We start from the raw sequence: 17,825 nt of genomic DNA, 5'->3' as shown, positions 1-17,825 counted from the left end.
GATGGCGTGATTTACGCCCGATCAATTTTGCGATCTATCGCCACTAACCAGGAATAATAAGCCATGCGTATTGAAGAAGGTTTGAAGTTAGGTTTCAAAGATGTGTTAATCCGCCCTAAACGTTCAACACTGAAAAGTCGCTCTGAAGTAGAACTAGAACGTCAGTTTACCTTCAAACATTCAGGTTGGAAGTGGTCTGGTGTACCTATCATCGCCGCGAACATGGATACCGTTGGCACCTTCCGCATGGCTGAAGTCTTGGCATCATTCGATGTTCTTACCGCCGTTCATAAGCACTACACTGTTGAGCAGTGGGGCGAGTTTGTAAAACGCGTTCCTGAGTCTGTACTACGTCACGTTATGGTTTCAACAGGGACTTCTTCCGCAGATTTCGACAAAATGAAACAAATTTTGGCGTTATCACCAGCCTTAAAATTCATTTGTATCGATGTGGCTAATGGCTATTCAGAACATTTTGTCTCTTTCCTGCAAAAAGCACGTGAAGCATGTCCGGATAAAGTGATCTGTGCAGGTAATGTGGTGACGGGCGAGATGGTTGAAGAGCTTATTCTTTCTGGTGCTGACATTGTTAAAGTGGGCATTGGGCCAGGTTCAGTTTGTACCACACGAGTAAAAACTGGGGTTGGTTATCCACAATTGTCCGCAGTTATCGAGTGTGCTGATGCTGCTCATGGGCTGGGCGGGCAGATTGTGAGTGATGGCGGCTGTTCAGTACCTGGTGATGTGGCTAAAGCATTCGGCGGCGGTGCAGATTTCGTTATGCTGGGCGGCATGTTGGCTGGACATGATGAGTGTGAAGGGCGTGTCGTTGAAGAGAATGGCGAGAAATTTATGCTGTTCTACGGTATGAGTTCTGAATCAGCCATGAAGCGCCATGTTGGCGGTGTTGCTGAGTATCGCGCCGCAGAGGGCAAAACGGTGAAATTGCCATTACGTGGCTCTGTTGATAATACCGTTCGTGACATCATGGGTGGCCTGCGTTCAGCATGCACCTATGTCGGTGCTTCACATTTGAAAGAACTGACCAAACGCACTACGTTTATCCGAGTCGCGGAACAAGAGAACCGTGTATTTGGTAGTAATTAATACACACGGCTAATGTTCAGTTTCCAGGGATAGTTTTTCTGGATACCGTAGCCAATGAATTTCTAAATTAATTCATTGATATATAAAGGGCGTATTGTACTAAGCGCCCTTTATCATTTCGTTGCTCGTTGCTCGTTGCTCGTTGCTCGTTGCTCGTTGCTCGTTGCTCGTTGCTCGTCGCTCGTCGCTCCGCGCGAGTGAACTCCTGACTAGTTGCCCCTCTAACCAATAACATCCCCCAACTGGAATATCGGTAAATACATCGCTATTACTAATACCCCCACAATACCGCCAATAATCAACATCAAAAGTGGCTCTAACATTTGAGTCAGGTTATCAGCCAAATCATGTGTTTGTTGTTGATGCCAATCCGCCAACTTGTTCAACAGTATGTCCAGAGCACCAGACTCTTCACCCACTCGCACTAGCTGTTGGCAGAGTGGGGGAAATAAATGATGCTGGGTGAGGGCTGCATACAAAGGCATGCCCTGATTTATTTGTTTTTGGATATGCAGCAACGCTTGCCGATAACTATCATTACTGACGGAAAGCAACGCTGCATCTAAACCCGCTGTCAGTGGTAATCCAGCATGTTGGGTGATAGCCAATGTTTGGAAGATTTGGCTAAGGCAACTTCCACGAATTAATGCCGAGATTAAGGGTATACGCAATAAAAGCTGTTGCTCATATGCCCGCCAGTGGGCCTTGTGCTGACGTAGATAACAATAGCCGGTGAGGAGTGACAGGCATAATAAGGCGATAACGGGCCCGTAATTCGTCAGCAATCCAGACAACAAGAGAAGTGAAGCAGTCAATGTGGGTAAGGGGGTATTAAATGATTGATATATATGCTCAAACTCAGGTAACACCATGACCAGCATCAGTGTACTGACAAGTGAGGCGATGATGCAGACAAACGCTGGATACTTGAGTGCCTTGACCACTTTTTTATGGAGTTTTTGTTGTCGTTCCTGATGTTCAACCAATTGAATGCAACATTGCTCGAGATTCCCTGTTAATTCTCCCATTGCAATCACCGGAGGAAATAACTTTGGGAAAATGTGAGGGTAATGTGCCATTGCTTCGGATAATGATTGCCCTTGTGAAACTTGTTGGCTGATTTCATGTAATAAACATCGCCAAGGCAGGGCATCCATCTCTTTTGCTAAGAGCTTCAAGCTATTGACCAAAGGCAATCCTGCTTGCAACAACGTGGCTAACTGCCGAGTAATCGTTATTAGGCGTTCACCACGCCAATAGCGGTTTGATAACCGTTTACCGCGCTTAATGGTCAGTAGGTGTAAGCCACGGCCGAACATATGTTCATAGACAATATTTTTATCTGTCGCCAGTAATGTGCCTGTTTGCAACTGCCCAGAAGCACCAATCGCTTTCCAATAAAACAAGCGTTGATGGCTCACGACGCTGCCTCAGTTTTTGTTTCAGCTAAGAGCCCGACGACACGATTAATTTCCTCAAGTGTGGTGATGCCGCTTTCAACCAATGCCAGCCCCGCGGTGAGTAATGTTATTTGACCCTGCTCTCGTGCAATTTGGGCCAGTTCTGATGGGGTGGCATTAGTGAGCAACGCTTGCTGAACTTTCGGGGTAATACTGAGCATTTCATACACGCCCGTTCGGCCATAATAACCTGCACAGCAGTGCTCACAGCCTAGGGCTTGATAATGCTGCAATGGGGTTGCCCTTATTGCTGCTGGAGGTTGATAAAGGTGAGGAGATGCGCGCCGACAATGTAAACAGAGTTTTCGAATGAGTCGTTGGGCAATAACTAATGTCAGGCTTGAGGCGATAAGGTGGCGTTCAACCCCCATTTGAGTGAGGCGTATCAGTGTCTCAGTCGTTGAGTTGGTATGTAGCGTTGAAAGGACCAGATGCCCAGTTAGCGCGGCCTTAACGGCAATTTCAGCCGTTTCATTATCACGAATCTCACCGAGCATAACCACATCGGGATCTTGGCGTAGCATCGCGCGTAAGACAGTGGAGAAATCCAGCCCAATCTTACTGTTGGTTTGGGTTTGATTTATGCCATCAACCTGAATTTCGGTTGGGTCTTCAACACTACAGATGTTTCGTTGTGGCTGATTAAGGTGGCTTAAGCTGCAATAAAGTGTCACCGTTTTACCGCTTCCTGTTGGCCCCGTGACCAGTATCAAACCTTGCGGAGCAGAGAGTGCATGCGTTAGTTGTTGGACGGCAATTTTAGGCAGGCCGAGTTTATCCAATGTGGGTTGTTGCTGCATATTAAGGATTCGCAGTACCAGTTTTTCACCGTATTGTACTGGGAGGATCGCAATTCTCATTGAGTAGCGAGTCCCGTTTAGCTGTACATTTAACTGACCATCTTGTGGTAACCGTTTTTCTGCAATATTCAATTTTGACATCACTTTCAAGCGGCTACTGATCCGGCTGGCTAACTCAGTTGTGGGGGGCGGCGATTCGTGTAGCACGCCATCAATTCTTAAACGAATACGGTAATGATGCTGATAAGGCTCAAAATGAATATCCGATGCACGTTTTTGAATCGCTAGCCAGAGGGTTTGGTTGATAAATTGGATAACTGGCGCATCACCTTCATTATCCAGTAAGGTTTCATCCAAACTTTGTTGAGCTTGGGGAAGTGAGGTCGATCGTTGTTGCACCTCATTTTGTTGGGGTATTGCTTGACCTTGCACTGTGGATCTTGTGCCGCTACTCCGTTGTTTTTCTTTCGATATCACTAGATTTAAAGATTGTTCAATTTTTGCCTCTGGCCAAGACTCCACTATGATTTTACGGCCACAAGTGAAACGCAGTGCTGTTAATAGCTTATTACTCACTGGACCACATACAGCGATAGATAGGCTCTTACCATCAAGACTTAAAGCGATCGCCCGATGGCTGCGACAGACAGCATGTAATTCGTCACTTATCATCTCGAATGATGATGTCATGGGCTCAGTCATTAGATTTAGCCTTATCATTGAAACGGAATACGGCTTTACAGCTCTCTGTTAGGCTGTCTTCTGCTGCCGTACATGCGCGAGTCCAGATGATGTTCGCACTATTATTCATGGTGGGGGACATCACCAGTGTTAATTTAGCGAGTGTTTGTTGGCCAATAAGTGTAATGACGCCTTTATTTATGGTCGCTGCGCTCACATAGCGCGATGATTGTCCTTTAGGTATTCCGTTATTGCCCGCGTTACAGTCATCAAGTTTGGCGTGTTCCAGTGCGCAAAGTTCTACCGCCATTTTATAGGGGACGACGCTCTGTAACATGTCCGTGAGCGCGGCTTTTTGGATGTAACGTTGATATGACGGGATGCCGATGCCACTAAGAACGGCGATTATCGCAATCGCCACCATCAATTCAATTAACGTGAAACCACGCTGGTTTGCCATTTATCACTCTCCCTGTGTTTGAAAAAACGAGGCAAGAGTGCAGTTTTTTAATGCGAGGAAAAAGGGGCATAACACTGATTTGCGAAGTGTACTGTCGGATAGTTAGGTTGTTGCAAAGAAATCACAGATAACTTCGGCGGTGTTCGCAAAACAGAACTCTTGCCTGTTTTTTATTACTCACCGCCGAAGGTCATTTGGTAGAGTTATTTAAATCGCATAGAAAGGTCTAGGGCCGTAACGTGCTTGGTTAATGCGCCGACTGAAATGAAGTCGATACCTGTTTCGGCATAGCTGCGAAGTGTCTCTAACGTCACATTACCTGAGACTTCCAGTTGGGCACTTTCCTGCGTTTTAGCGAGCTCATCACGCATTCTGACGGCATCACGCATCATTGGGATGGTGAAGTTATCCAACATAATGATGTCTGCACTAGCGTTGAGTGCTTGTTGCAATTCATCAAGGGATTCCACTTCAACCTCGACAGGGACATCGGCGTGTATCCAAAACGCTTTGGCAACAGCTTCTTTGATAGAACCGGCGGCAATAATATGATTTTCTTTGATAAGAAAAGCATCAGACAAACCAAGTCGGTGATTGTTGCCACCGCCACAAAGTACCGCGTACTTCAAGGCTGTACGTAGGCCCGGCAAGGTTTTACGGGTATCAAGTAGTTGCGTATTCAGCCCCGAAAGTACCGCCATATAACGGCTCACTTCAGTCGCGACACCGGATAACGTTTGCAGGAAGTTGAGAGCAGTACGTTCACCGGTAAGCAGAATACGGGCAGGGCCAGTGAGGTGGCAGAGTGCTTGGTTCGGCACCAACTTGTCGCCATCATTAACGAGCCATTCTACTGATACTTGAGCACCAAGTTGAATGAACACTTCATTCAACCAGCGTTGACCGCAGAAAACACCCGCTTCACGTGTGATAATCGTAGCGTTAGCTTGTTTCTCTGCGGGGAGTAATTGCGCAGTGAGGTCACGGTCTGCGTTAACCTCACCACCGAGATCCTCACTCAAAGCATGAGCAACAGTTGAAGGGATATCGTATTGAATTCGTTCCAATAGCTCGGCACGGCGGCTGTCAGCGTTATAGCTGCGGGTCGGCATAGAAAACTCCGAAATGGCGGATGGATAGTGGTCCAAACATGCTACTCTGTTGCTCGCAGAAGTGCCATAAAAGAGCCGGTAAAGTGTACGTTTAGGGGAGCTTAAGTAGACTATGCAGTTAAAAAATGGCGGGCCGTTAGAAAAAGGCTGGCAGTTAGAAGATGGCTGGATCTCAGGAGTGAAACGAGTTCCCTCTCCCCACTTTGATCTGCGGCCTGAAGATGAAGCGCCCTCGCTACTGGTGATTCACAATATCAGTTTGCCTCCCGGCGAATTTGGTGGTCCATATATTGACCAGTTGTTTACGGGCAAACTGAATGCGGATGAACACCCTTACTTCGCTGATATTGTTCATTTAAGAGTTTCAGCTCATTGTCTGATTCGCCGTGATGGTGAGATTATTCAATATGTTCCGTTTGATAAACGTGCTTGGCATGCTGGGGTATCAATCTTTGCTGGGCGTGAGCGGTGTAACGATTTTTCGATTGGGATCGAGCTAGAAGGGACGGATGTGTTACCGTTTACGCCCGCACAATATCACAGCCTAAATAAGATAAGTGCACTGCTTTTTGCTCATTATCCGATTACAGCTGATCGGGTGACTGGGCATAGTGATATTGCGCCAGGGCGTAAAACAGATCCTGGTCCTGCGTTTGATTGGGCCATGTATCAGCAGTGTTTAGTGACCTTATCACCATCAGAGTGAGGCTGGTGCCTCTTTGGTGAGGGCTGATTACCTAGCACACATTTGTTTACTGCCTTATCTTGATATTGTTGCCTATAGATGCCGTGAGGCATATGCCCTGCTTCGGGGCGGTTAAATGCAAAGGGAGAATAAGAGCTAATGACACTGTTCACGTTATTACTGGTGCTAGCATGGGAACGCTTATTTAAGCTAGGCGAACATTGGCAACTGGACCATCGTCTTGAAGTGGTATTTGCGCGTTTGCGCCACTTTTCGTTAGTGCAAACTCTACTGTTGGCTGTGATATGGATGGCGTTGGTATGGCTGGTATTACAGTTAGTACAGAATATCTTATTTGGTCTGCCGCAGTTGCTACTCTGGATTCTGATTTGCCTGTTATGCATTGGTGCGGGGGGCATTCGTAAACATTATCGCGCTTACCTAAAGGCTGCACGTCAAGGCGATGCGCATGCCACCGATAAAATGGCGGAAGAGCTGGCACTAATTCATGGTCTACCGATGGATAGTGGCGAGAAAGCGAGGCTGCAATCGCTACAAAATGCACTTTTGTGGATAAATTTTCGCTATTACTTAGCCCCCATTTTCTGGTTTGTTGTCTGCGTGAGCAACGGCCCTGTGGCGTTAGCTGGTTATGCGATGCTACGAGGCTATCAAACTTGGCTAGCACGACATCACACACCTTTACAACGCTCTCAATCAGGCATTGACCGCATCCTTCATTGGCTAGATTGGATACCTGTACGCTTAGTGGGGGTTGCCTATGCATTATTAGGGCACGGTGAAAGAGCATTACCCGCTTGGTTCGCTTCACTGGGGGATTTCCATTCTCAGCAATACCAAGTACTCACAAAGCTTGCTCAGTATTCTTTGGCTCGGGAGCCTCATTTAGACCCAGTACAGACACCAAGGTCTGCCGTCTCATTAGCACGAAAAGTAACGCTGACGATAATTGTTGTCGTGGCATTACTGACGATTTACGGCGCTTTGGTCTAATATTTTGAATTATTACACGGGTTAGATAACTTGCTCTGACCCATGTGATTTCATTGCAGTTCAGTCATACAGGCCTTTCTCGTTTAGTGAGTTAGGATCTACCCGCTATGTGCCCACCCGTATTACGAATTGATCTTATCATTATAAATAGTTTCAGTTGGTTGCAAAAAAACAGGCCAGCACTGAAGGCTGGCCTGTTTGAGCTGTTATCGTCAGATATCTGACGATAACAGGTGGCTTTCTGCTATTCAACGAGACTGGTATTAAGATTTTACCCGCTGACCACGGTTCTTCAAGATATAGCTCACCGCGAGCAACAGTATCCACGCCGGAATCAATAGCACTGAAATCTGGATACCCGGTGTCAGATACATGATGACCAGAATCCCCGTCAGGAAGATTAAGCACAGGTAGTTGCTAAACGGATACCAGAATGCTTTGAACTGAGGAATAACACCCTGACGGTTTTTGGCTGCACGGAATTTAAGGTGTGCCAGGCTAATCATCGCCCAGTTGATCACCAGTGCGGAAACCACCAATGCCATCAATAATTCAAAAGCACGGCCTGGAATCAGATAGTTGATCAGTACGCAAAATGCGGTAGCAAATGCAGAGACGGCAATGGCAATCACTGGAACACCGCGACCATCGACTTTTAACAAGAATTTCGGGCCATTACCTTGTTTTGCCAAGCCAAATAACATGCGGCTGTTGCAGTAAACGCAGCTGTTATAGACCGACAATGCCGCCGTCAGTACCACGATATTCAAGACAGTAGCGACGGCATTACTGTTCAATGCATGGAAAATTAGCACAAACGGACTGCCGCCTTCGACCACTTTTCCCCACGGGTAGAGTGACAGCAAGACTGCCAGAGAACCAATATAAAACAGTAGAATACGGTAGATAACTTGATTAGTGGCTTTAGGGATGCTCTTGGCTGGATTCTCGGCTTCTGCTGCGGTAATACCTACTAATTCAAGGCCACCGAAGGAGAACATGATAACGGCCATTGCCATCACCAGACCCATGATGCCATTGGGGAAGAAACCACCTTGCGCCCACAAGTTAGTCACGGTCGCTTCTGGGCCGCCTTGTCCACTCAGTAATAACCATCCACCAAACAAAATCATCGCGATAATCGCAACCACTTTGATAATGGCAAACCAGAACTCCATCTCACCATAGACTTTCACGTTTGCCAGATTGATAGCATTAATGGCGAGGAAGAAAACAGCGGCAGAAACCCATGTTGGGATCTCAGGCCACCAATATTGTATATAGATACCCACCGCCGTCAGTTCGGCCATCGCCACTAACACGTACAGGACCCAGTAGTTCCAGCCGGAAGCGAAACCAGCAAAGTTACCCCAATACTTATACGCAAAGTGGCTGAAAGAACCGGCTACCGGCTCCTCAACGACCATTTCACCCAACTGGCGCATAATCAAAAATGCGATAAAACCACCGATTGCATACCCCAGTAAAACGGAAGGGCCTGCCATTTTAATGGTTTGCGCGATACCGAGAAATAACCCAGTACCAATCGCGCCACCTAAGGCAATTAGCTGAATGTGGCGGTTTTTAAGCCCCCGCTTTAGCTCCGCACCTTCTTGTTGAACACTCATTGTTGCATCCTCTGTCGTTGTGACTTCTAGCTGGCAATCCCGTCACCTTTCAAGTTGCTGCCGTGTTAGCAGTCAATTGAAATTTTTGGGTATAAATAGGTGCCTTTTGCTATGCGTAAGGTTTTGATTACGTTATCTGTATTGTTTTGTTTACGGTTGCTCTGTATATGATTTCTCTCATCTGGCTACCGTTTAACAGAGAATAGTGGTAGGCAAGAATTATTGCATCTGCTTTTTATTTTAACCGGCGATTATTTGGTCAAAATGAGAAGAAAAATGTGGATGCATGATCAAGCTCTTGTTTTGGGAAAGAGTCGTAATACGCGGTTTCTGTATAAAAGAACGCCAGTAGGCCATTTCTAGTATGGTCTAACCAGTACTCAGTCAGAAAATATGAGGATGCAGATTATTCTTGGTTTTGATTGTTTAATCATTCATTAATATTGCATTTAAATTCACAAATAAAATGACTATAACGCTTCAGCTTGCGTAAATCTCCGTTTCATAAAAGTTAAAACTCTTTTATGTCAGGTAATGGTATTACCACCGGTACGTTATCACTTTGCATCGCTTTATCAGTGAAGTTGTTAAAATGTGCTGGGTTTCATGATTTTGGTCAAGGTCCGTATGGACAGGTAGTGAATACTTTGTTACTTTATCGTCACGTTTTAGAAATTGGTATTACCAATTGACTCCGCGCTATTCGCAGAGACGATTCACTCAATACGGCTTACAGCACATATGGCCTACAACAAAATCCGTCAACCCAAATTATCAGATGTTATCGAGCAACAGCTCGAGTACCTGATTTTGGAAGGGACGCTACGCCCAGGCGAGAAGTTACCGCCCGAGCGTGAGTTGGCGAAGCAATTTGATGTTTCCCGACCTTCTTTGCGAGAAGCAATCCAGCGTCTAGAAGCGAAAGGCCTGCTGCTGCGTCGTCAGGGTGGTGGTACGTTCGTGCAAGTCAATCTGTGGCAAAGTTTTAGCGATCCGCTGGCTGAAATGCTGGCCGACCATCCCGAATCACAATTCGATCTGTTAGAAACCCGTCATGCTCTCGAAGGTGTTGCTGCTTATTATGCGGCCCTGCGTGGCACAGATGAAGATCTTCAGCGCATCCGTGAGTGCCATACTGTTATTCAGCAAGCTCAAGATAGTGGCGATTTGGATGCAGAGGCTGATGCTGTAATGCAGTATCAAGTGGCTGTCACAGAGGCGGCGCACAATGTGGTTTTACTGCATTTGCTGCGTTGTATGGGGCCAATGCTGGAACAAAACGTTAAACAAAACTTTGAATTGCTTTACTCGCGCCGCGAAATGCTGGCAACGGTGAGCAGTCACCGCGCCGGGATTTTTGAGGCGATTGTGGCACGCGAGCCAGAGAAAGCCCGCGAAGCTTCACACCGTCACTTGGCGTTTATTGAGGAGATCCTGTTGGACCTCAGTCGGGAGCACAGTCGCCGTGAGCGATCTTTGCGTCGGCTCCAACAGCGCAAGGATTAGAAACGAATCATTCGGGTTGCGCCTCTGCAAAACCTCAATAACTCGTTTTATACCCTTTGTATTTGAAATTGCAGGGTTATTCGCTGCAATGCCAATTCATTTGGGTGATGCCTCTCATTTGAGGGGCATTAGCGGCAACTAAACTGATGGGCCTATCTTCCGGTGTTTTCACCAGGGCACGTGCTTTAGCCTGGGGTTAAAGCACAGGAAGATAGGCTCCAAATAAACCATTAGAAACAGATAAGGAATACCACCATGTCAGAACGTTTAAACAATGACGTGGATCCGATCGAAACGCGCGACTGGCTACAGGCGATTGAATCGGTTATCCGTGAAGAGGGTGTTGAGCGTGCTCAGTATCTGATTGATCAGGTCTTGGGCGAAGCCCGTAAAGGTGGTGTGAGTGTTGCTGCTGGTTCAGCCAGCCGTGATTACATCAACACAATTCCAGTAGAAGAAGAACCGGCTTACCCGGGCAACCTGGAACTGGAGCGTAACATTCGTTCCGCTATCCGTTGGAACGCCGTGATGACCGTATTGCGTGCGTCGAAGAAAGATCTGGATTTGGGCGGCCACATGGCATCCTTCCAGTCTTCCGCTACCTTCTACGAAGTTTGCTTCAACCACTTCTTCCGTGCGCGTACTCAAAAAGACGGCGGTGATTTGGTTTACTTCCAAGGTCACATCTCTCCGGGCGTTTACGCACGTGCTTTCCTTGAAGGCCGCTTGACTGAAGATCAGATGAACAACTTCCGTCAGGAAGTTCACGGTAAAGGTCTGTCTTCTTACCCGCACCCGAAACTGATGCCTGAATTCTGGCAGTTCCCAACGGTATCAATGGGCCTTGGCCCGATCAGCGCTATCTATCAAGCCAAGTTCTTGAAATACCTATCTCACCGTGGTCTGAAAGACACTTCAGCACAGACCGTGTACGCCTTCTTGGGCGACGGCGAGATGGATGAGCCAGAATCTAAAGGTGCGATCACCATCGCGACCCGTGAAAAACTGGATAACTTGGTCTTTGTTATCAACTGTAACTTGCAGCGTCTTGATGGCCCAGTGACCGGTAACGGCAAAATCATTAATGAGCTGGAAGGCATCTTCAGCGGTGCTGGCTGGCAGGTTCTGAAAGTGATTTGGGGTGGTCGTTGGGATGAACTGCTGCGTAAAGATACCAGCGGTAAACTGATCCAACTGATGAACGAAACGCTGGATGGTGACTACCAGACCTTCAAATCCAAAGATGGCGCCTATGTGCGCGAACACTTCTTTGGTCGTTTCCCAGAAACTGCTGCATTAGTGAAAGACATGAGCGACGAAGAGATCTGGTCTCTGAACCGTGGTGGTCATGATCCGAAGAAAGTCTTTGCCGCACTGAAAAAAGCACAAGATACGACTGGCAAACCAACCGTTATCCTAGCCCACACCATTAAAGGTTACGGCATGGGTGAAACGGCGGAAGGTAAAAACATTGCCCATCAGGTCAAGAAAATGAACATGGAAGGGGTTCACCACTTCCGCGATCGTTTTAATGTGCCTGTTGCTGATGCTGATATCGAAAAACTGCCATACATTACTTTCGATAAAGCGTCAGAAGAGTACAAATATCTGCATGAACGCCGTCAGGCGCTGGAAGGCTACCTGCCAACCCGTATGCCTAAGTTCACCGAGAAACTGGAAATCCCTGCTTTGTCAGATTTCAGTTCCTTGCTGGAAGAGCAGAATAAAGAAATCTCTACCACTATCGCTTTCGTGCGTGCACTGAACGTGATGCTGAAGAACAAATCTATCAAAGATCGTATCGTGCCAATCATCGCCGATGAAGCGCGTACTTTCGGTATGGAAGGTCTGTTCCGTCAGATTGGTATTTACAGCCCGAATGGTCAGCAATACACCCCGCAAGACCGTGAGCAGGTTGCTTACTACAAAGAAGACGAAAAAGGTCAGATCCTGCAAGAAGGGATCAACGAACTGGGTGCAGCATCTTCATGGCTGGCGGCGGCAACGTCATACAGCACCAATGATCTGCCAATGATCCCGTTCTACATCTACTACTCCATGTTCGGTTTCCAACGTATCGGCGATCTGTGCTGGGCGGCGGGTGACCAACAAGCACGTGGCTTCTTAGTCGGCGGGACTTCAGGTCGTACCACACTGAACGGCGAAGGTCTGCAACACGAAGATGGTCATAGCCATATTCAGTCACTGACTATCCCGAACTGTATCTCTTACGATCCAGCTTATGCTTACGAAGTGGCAGTCATCATGCATGACGGTCTGGAACGTATGTATGGCGAAGCGCAGGAAAACGTTTATTACTACCTGACGACGCTGAACGAAAACTACCACATGCCAGCCATGCCACAGGGCGCAGAAGAAGGTATCCGTAAAGGTATCTACAAACTGGAAACTGTTGCAGGTAGCAAAGGCAAAGTGCAGTTGATGAGTTCAGGCGCAATCTTGCGTCACGTACGTGAAGCCGCTCAGATTCTGGCTAACGACTACGGTGTCGGTTCTGACGTTTACAGCGTGACTTCATTCACTGAACTGGCCCGTGATGGTCAGGATTGTGAGCGTTGGAACATGCTGCATCCATCAGAAACACCACGTGTTCCTTACGTGGCTCAGGTGATGAATGACGCACCAGCCGTTGCTTCTACCGACTACATGAAGCTGTTCGCTGAACAAATTCGTAACTTCATTCCTGCTAGCGAGTTCCGCGTTCTGGGGACTGATGGTTTCGGCCGCTCTGACAGCCGTGAGAACCTGCGTCACCACTTTGAAGTTGATGCTTCTTACGTTGTGGTTGCTGCTCTGGGTGAATTGGCTAAACGCGGTGACATCGACACCAGCGTAGTTGCAGAAGCAATTACTAAGTTTGGTATCGACGCTGATAAAGTTAACCCGCGTCTGGCATAAGAGGTAAAGAACAAATGTCTATCGAAATCAATGTACCGGACATCGGTGCGGATGAAGTTGAAGTCACCGAAATTATGGTGAAAGTTGGCGATACTGTTGAAGTGGAACAATCGCTGATCACCGTTGAAGGCGACAAAGCTTCTATGGAAGTCCCCTCTCCGCAGGCGGGTGTGGTGAAAGAAATCAAAATTGCCGTTGGTGACACAGTTGCTACCGGTAAGCTGATGATGATCTTCGAAGCAACGGGTGCCGCTGCGGCACCTGCTAAAGCTGAAGAGCAAGCGGCTGCACCAGCACCGGCAGCAGCACCTGCTGCGCCAGCGGCATCAGCGGCTAAAAACGTTGAAGTGCCAGACATCGGTGACGACGAAGTTGAAGTCACTGAAGTGATGGTGAAAGTTGGCGATAAAGTTGAAGCTGAACAATCACTGATCACTGTTGAAGGTGACAAGGCTTCCATGGAAGTCCCTGCTCCTTTCGCGGGTATCGTGAAAGAGATCAAAATCAGCACCGGCGATAAAGTGAAAACCGGTTCCCTGATCATGGTGTTCGAAGTGGAAGGCGCAGCACCTGCGGCCGCTTCGGCTCCAGCTCCGCAAGCAGCAGCGCCAGCAGCACCGGCTGCAACGGCGGCTCCAGCAGCAGCCCCAGCGGCGAAAGCAGAGAGCAAAGGCGAATTTACCGAGAATGATGCTTACGTGCATGCTACTCCGGTTATCCGTCGCTTGGCCCGTGAGTTCGGTGTGAATTTGGCGAAAGTCAAAGGCACCGGTCGTAAAGGCCGTATCCTGCGCGAAGACGTTCAGGCTTACGTGAAAGAGGCAGTGAAACGTGCTGAGTCTGCACCTGCAGTTTCAGGCGGTGGTTTGCCTGGCATGTTGCCTTGGCCGAAAGTAGATTTCAGCAAGTTTGGTGAAATCGAAGAAGTCGAATTGGGCCGTATCCAGAAAATCTCTGGTGCGAACCTGAGCCGTAACTGGGTCATGATCCCACATGTGACACAATTCGACGAAGCGGATATCACTGAAGTTGAAGCCTTCCGTAAGCAACAGAACATCGAAGCTGAGAAGAAGAAACAAGATCTGAAGATCACCCCATTGGTGTTCCTGATGAAGGCGGCTGCCAAAGCATTGGAAGAGTTCCCACGCTTTAACAGCTCCATTTCAGAAGATGGTCAGAAACTGACGCTGAAGAAATACATCAACATCGGTGTGGCGGTTGATACCCCTAACGGCCTGGTTGTTCCGGTATTCCGTGACGTGAACAAAAAAGGTATTGTCGAGTTGTCTCGCGAGCTGTCGGTCATTTCGAAGAAGGCGCGTGATGGCAAACTGACTGCATCTGATATGCAAGGCGGCTGTTTCACTATCTCCAGCCTGGGCGGTATCGGCGGTACGGCGTTTACGCCAATCGTCAACGCACCAGAAGTGGCTATCTTGGGTGTGTCAAAATCATCCATGAAACCTGTTTGGAATGGTAAAGAGTTTGCTCCACGTCTGATGCTGCCTCTGTCTCTGTCCTTCGACCACCGTGTGATCGATGGCGCAGCAGGTGCTCGCTTCGCAGCGTATATCGCGACCATTATGGCGGATATTCGCCGTCTGGTGATGTAATCGTTAAGGCCGGCTTCGCGCCGGCCTTGTTTTTACATAAGTCGACAAGGTTGTTGAGACACTCGTCACGTGATGCAGCTTTTCAGATTATTAACAATTCTGTAAACTGCCGCGTGTCAGTATCCCGGTGAATGAACGGCGTTATGAACTTTATGAGTCTAATGAAATGACGTCAGACCCGCCGGACAAACAATTAAGAGGTCATGATGAGTACTGAAATTAAAACTCAGGTCGTGGTACTTGGGGCAGGTCCAGCAGGGTACTCTGCTGCTTTTCGTTGCGCGGATTTAGGTTTAGAAACCATTCTGGTTGAGCGTTACTCCACACTGGGTGGCGTTTGTCTGAATGTGGGTTGTATCCCATCCAAGGCGTTGTTACACGTTGCTAAAGTGATCGAAGAAGCCAAAGCACTGGCTGAACACGGTATCGTTTTTGGCGAGCCTAAAACTGACATCGATAAAGTACGTGTTTGGAAAGAGAAAGTTATCAATCAGTTAACCGGTGGTTTGGCAGGTATGGCTAAAGGCCGTAAAGTCAAAGTGGTTAACGGTTTTGGTAAATTTACCGGTGCGAATACCTTAGTGGTTGAAGGCGAAAATGGTCCAACGACCATCACCTTTGATAACGCGATTATCGCTGCGGGCTCACGTCCAATCCAACTGCCATTCATTCCTCATGAAGACCCACGTGTTTGGGACTCAACTGATGCGTTGGCACTGAAAACCGTCCCTGAGCGTCTGTTGGTCATGGGCGGCGGTATCATCGGTCTGGAAATGGGTACCGTTTACCACGCGCTGGGTTCTAAGATTGACGTCGTAGAAATGGCTGATCAAGTGATTCCTGCTGCTGATAAAGACGTGGTGAAAGTCTTCACTAAACGTATCAGCAAGCAATTCAACCTGATGCTGGAAACCAAAGTCACTGCCGTAGAAGCCAAAGAAGATGGTATCTACGTCACGATGGAAGGCAAAAAAGCACCGGCTGAGCCACAGCGTTATGATGCGGTTCTGGTGGCTATCGGCCGCGTACCTAACGGTAAGCTGTTGGATGCAGGTCAGGCTGGCGTTGAAGTCGATGAACGTGGCTTTATCCACGTGGATAAACAACTGCGTACTAACGTGCCGCATATCTTTGCTATCGGTGACATCGTCGGTCAGCCAATGCTGGCACACAAAGGTGTTCACGAAGGCCACGTTGCCGCTGAAGTTATTTCTGGCCTGAAGCATTACTTCGATCCGAAAGTGATCCCATCTATTGCGTACACTGAACCAGAAGTCGCATGGGTTGGTTTGACCGAGAAAGAAGCGAAAGAAAAAGGCATCAGCTACGAAACCTCCACCTTCCCGTGGGCGGCATCGGGCCGTGCTATCGCTTCAGATTGCGCTGATGGTATGACTAAACTGATTTTCGACAAAGAAACTCACCGTATCATCGGTGGTGCGATTGTCGGGACTAACGGCGGCGAGCTGTTAGGTGAAATCGGTCTGGCAATTGAGATGGGTTGTGATGCGGAAGATCTTGCGCTGACCATCCATGCTCACCCAACACTGCATGAATCTGTTGGTCTGGCGGCGGAAATCTACGAAGGTAGCATTACCGACTTGCCTAACCCGAAAGCGAAAAAGAAATAAATTCTTTTTGCTGAGGCAGTGTCAGTTGTCTCCTGCTTTCAACGTTGAAACGGCTCCTTTATCGGGGCCGTTTTTTATTTAACGCTTTTAATCAGCCTGCGCCTAGAAATCAAGAAAGTGCCCAGCTCGTAACTGGCTGGGGGTGATATGAAAGGTTCGCCGCAGGGCGGTGGCGAAATTGGCTGGGCTGGTATAACCCGCGATGGCGGCAGCTTGATCGATACTGATCCCTTCCTTCTGCAAGGCCAGCATTGCACGTTTCAAACGGCAATGACGCAGATATTCAAACACCGTGATGTTGTAGCTTTCACGAAAACGCCGCTGCAAGGTGCTTTGGCTCATGTTCACCAAGCGCGCTAATTCACTCATCGATAAGTGATCTGCTTCACCACTCTCCAGCCAGTCACGTACCTGTTGAACGCGGTTTAACCCACGGAGTGAAACTTTATTTTGCTGTTGAGCTAATTGTTCTAGTGAGCTAAACGCCTCAATAATCAAGCTGATACACTGTGTTTCCCACTGCAATCTTTCCAGTGGGGTAGCGAAGGGCGGGGAGTTAACGATTTTCTGGGCGATAGCTTGCGCATGGATTGAAGGTCGCCAGAGATGAATCGCTAAATGCTGCTGTGTGAAGTTATACAGTGCATCCCAATGGCCATCTTGTGGCATCAAATCCCCGTATAGCCATTCACGATCAAAGGTCAGCGTGAGCGTTCTCTCGTGGCTGTTATTTTTGCCGTGGCGGGTAAACAACGTGCTTTCAGTTAATGAAACCAGCGAAGCATCGCCTTTCTCCTGTAAATGCAGTTGTTTGCCGCCAAAAGAAATATGTGCGCTGCCATTGACCACAATCGCTAATTTTAGCGCCGGATTGAGCTGATTTTGTGTCTTGATATCGCAAAGATTAGTGACGTTCGCGGTATGGAGAATCAGATGTGGGTTCAGGCGTAATACCTGAAAATCACCAAACAATACCGGGTCAGTGGGTAATGACTTTGCACCACTTAGCTGATAATCGCTGGCGACCAGATTGGATTGTTGCACAATCTGATCACGATAAATCGGCTTGGATGAGGGGGAGACAGTGCGTAACTTCGTTTTCTTCACCGTCGACATAATGACTCTCCACTGACATTGACGTTATGGCGCGATTAACCTGACAGCCTGATTGACCTTAGAACCCGTATGACATTAGGGCAACATTGACTT

13 protein-coding genes are annotated in these 17,825 nt (G+C 47.9%); 7 read left to right on the top strand and 6 right to left on the bottom strand.

The window, feature by feature from the left end; genetic code table 11:
* Positions 1–63: 63 nt before the first annotated feature.
* The gene (locus BN68_RS10185) at positions 64–1,107 is read left to right on the top strand and encodes a GMP reductase (RefSeq protein ID WP_019211068.1); all 1,044 of its coding nucleotides are present in this window, start codon (positions 64–66) and stop codon (positions 1,105–1,107) included.
* Positions 1,108–1,328: 221 nt separating this feature from the next.
* Here BN68_RS10185 and hofC read toward each other — a convergent pair whose 3' ends face one another.
* The 4 genes from hofC to nadC form a co-directional block, all read right to left on the bottom strand.
* Positions 1,329–2,528: a protein transport protein HofC gene (gene hofC, locus BN68_RS10180; protein WP_019211067.1), complete on the bottom strand. Its 1,200-nt coding sequence runs from the start codon at positions 2,526–2,528 to the stop codon at positions 1,329–1,331.
* Positions 2,525–4,039, bottom strand: coding sequence for a type II secretion system protein GspE (gspE, locus tag BN68_RS10175; protein WP_391592293.1), 1,515 nt, complete (start codon positions 4,037–4,039; stop codon positions 2,525–2,527). Before gspE ends, hofC begins: the two co-directional genes overlap by 4 nt.
* 22 nt (positions 4,040–4,061) lie before the next feature.
* Positions 4,062–4,508: a prepilin peptidase-dependent pilin gene (ppdD, locus tag BN68_RS10170; protein ID WP_019211065.1), complete on the bottom strand. Its 447-nt coding sequence runs from the start codon at positions 4,506–4,508 to the stop codon at positions 4,062–4,064.
* Between the two features lie 203 nt (positions 4,509–4,711).
* A complete protein-coding gene (nadC, locus tag BN68_RS10165) occupies positions 4,712–5,620 on the bottom strand; it encodes a carboxylating nicotinate-nucleotide diphosphorylase (RefSeq protein WP_019211064.1) in 909 nt (302 codons plus the stop codon).
* Positions 5,621–5,732: 112 nt separating this feature from the next.
* On the opposite strand from nadC, the gene ampD reads away from it, so the two are divergent.
* Both ampD and ampE read left to right on the top strand, forming a co-directional pair.
* Entirely contained in the window at positions 5,733–6,326 is a 594-nt protein-coding gene (gene ampD / locus BN68_RS10160; protein ID WP_019211063.1) for a 1,6-anhydro-N-acetylmuramyl-L-alanine amidase AmpD, read from the top strand.
* A 138-nt stretch (positions 6,327–6,464) separates the two neighbouring features.
* The gene (gene ampE / locus BN68_RS10155) at positions 6,465–7,319 is read left to right on the top strand and encodes a beta-lactamase regulator AmpE (protein ID WP_019211062.1); all 855 of its coding nucleotides are present in this window, start codon (positions 6,465–6,467) and stop codon (positions 7,317–7,319) included.
* A 263-nt stretch (positions 7,320–7,582) separates the two neighbouring features.
* On the opposite strand, the gene BN68_RS10150 is transcribed toward ampE, so the two are convergent.
* Complete coding sequence (locus BN68_RS10150) at positions 7,583–8,947, bottom strand: amino acid permease (RefSeq protein WP_019211061.1); 1,365 nt, start codon at positions 8,945–8,947, stop codon at positions 7,583–7,585.
* Between the two features lie 741 nt (positions 8,948–9,688).
* Between BN68_RS10150 and pdhR the strand changes: the two genes are divergently transcribed.
* The 4 genes from pdhR to lpdA all read left to right on the top strand — a co-directional run bounded on the left by pdhR (position 9,689) and on the right by lpdA (position 16,616).
* Positions 9,689–10,453 (top strand): pyruvate dehydrogenase complex transcriptional repressor PdhR, encoded by a 765-nt coding sequence (pdhR, locus tag BN68_RS10145; protein WP_019211060.1) that lies wholly within the window; start codon positions 9,689–9,691, stop codon positions 10,451–10,453.
* A 255-nt stretch (positions 10,454–10,708) separates the two neighbouring features.
* A complete protein-coding gene (gene aceE / locus BN68_RS10140) occupies positions 10,709–13,372 on the top strand; it encodes a pyruvate dehydrogenase (acetyl-transferring), homodimeric type (RefSeq protein WP_019211059.1) in 2,664 nt (887 codons plus the stop codon).
* 14 nt (positions 13,373–13,386) lie between these two features.
* Entirely contained in the window at positions 13,387–14,985 is a 1,599-nt protein-coding gene (gene aceF / locus BN68_RS10135; protein ID WP_019211058.1) for a pyruvate dehydrogenase complex dihydrolipoyllysine-residue acetyltransferase, read from the top strand.
* A 206-nt stretch (positions 14,986–15,191) separates the two neighbouring features.
* Positions 15,192–16,616 carry a dihydrolipoyl dehydrogenase gene (gene lpdA / locus BN68_RS10130; RefSeq protein WP_019211057.1) on the top strand — a complete coding sequence of 475 codons (1,425 nt, stop codon included), beginning with the start codon at positions 15,192–15,194 and terminating at the stop codon, positions 16,614–16,616.
* A gap of 102 nt (positions 16,617–16,718) precedes the next feature.
* Here the strand turns inward: lpdA and BN68_RS10125 are convergent, their stop codons facing one another.
* The gene (locus BN68_RS10125) at positions 16,719–17,732 is read right to left on the bottom strand and encodes a helix-turn-helix domain-containing protein (protein WP_019211056.1); all 1,014 of its coding nucleotides are present in this window, start codon (positions 17,730–17,732) and stop codon (positions 16,719–16,721) included.
* Positions 17,733–17,825 lie beyond the last annotated feature (93 nt).

The sequence above is a fragment of the Yersinia massiliensis CCUG 53443 genome (assembly GCF_000312485.1).
Classification (GTDB): domain Bacteria; phylum Pseudomonadota; class Gammaproteobacteria; order Enterobacterales; family Enterobacteriaceae; genus Yersinia; species Yersinia massiliensis.
The sequence above is the reverse complement of the archived record's forward strand: the minus strand, read 5'-3'. Positions and strand labels throughout refer to the sequence as shown.

Excerpts from the sequence above, each read along its gene's own strand:
- BN68_RS10185 (WP_019211068.1), top strand. The coding sequence starts at position 64 with ATGCGTATTGAAGAAGGTTTGAAGTTAGGTTTCAAAGATGTGTTAATC.
- gspE (WP_391592293.1), bottom strand. The coding sequence starts at position 4,039 with ATGATAAGTGACGAATTACATGCTGTCTGTCGCAGCCATCGGGCGATC.
- ppdD (WP_019211065.1), bottom strand. The coding sequence starts at position 4,508 with ATGGCAAACCAGCGTGGTTTCACGTTAATTGAATTGATGGTGGCGATT.
- nadC (WP_019211064.1), bottom strand. The coding sequence starts at position 5,620 with ATGCCGACCCGCAGCTATAACGCTGACAGCCGCCGTGCCGAGCTATTG.
- ampD (WP_019211063.1), top strand. The coding sequence starts at position 5,733 with ATGCAGTTAAAAAATGGCGGGCCGTTAGAAAAAGGCTGGCAGTTAGAA.
- ampE (WP_019211062.1), top strand. The coding sequence starts at position 6,465 with ATGACACTGTTCACGTTATTACTGGTGCTAGCATGGGAACGCTTATTT.
- BN68_RS10150 (WP_019211061.1), bottom strand. The coding sequence starts at position 8,947 with ATGAGTGTTCAACAAGAAGGTGCGGAGCTAAAGCGGGGGCTTAAAAAC.
- pdhR (WP_019211060.1), top strand. The coding sequence starts at position 9,689 with ATGGCCTACAACAAAATCCGTCAACCCAAATTATCAGATGTTATCGAG.
- aceE (WP_019211059.1), top strand. The coding sequence starts at position 10,709 with ATGTCAGAACGTTTAAACAATGACGTGGATCCGATCGAAACGCGCGAC.
- aceF (WP_019211058.1), top strand. The coding sequence starts at position 13,387 with ATGTCTATCGAAATCAATGTACCGGACATCGGTGCGGATGAAGTTGAA.
- lpdA (WP_019211057.1), top strand. The coding sequence starts at position 15,192 with ATGAGTACTGAAATTAAAACTCAGGTCGTGGTACTTGGGGCAGGTCCA.
- BN68_RS10125 (WP_019211056.1), bottom strand. The coding sequence starts at position 17,732 with ATGTCGACGGTGAAGAAAACGAAGTTACGCACTGTCTCCCCCTCATCC.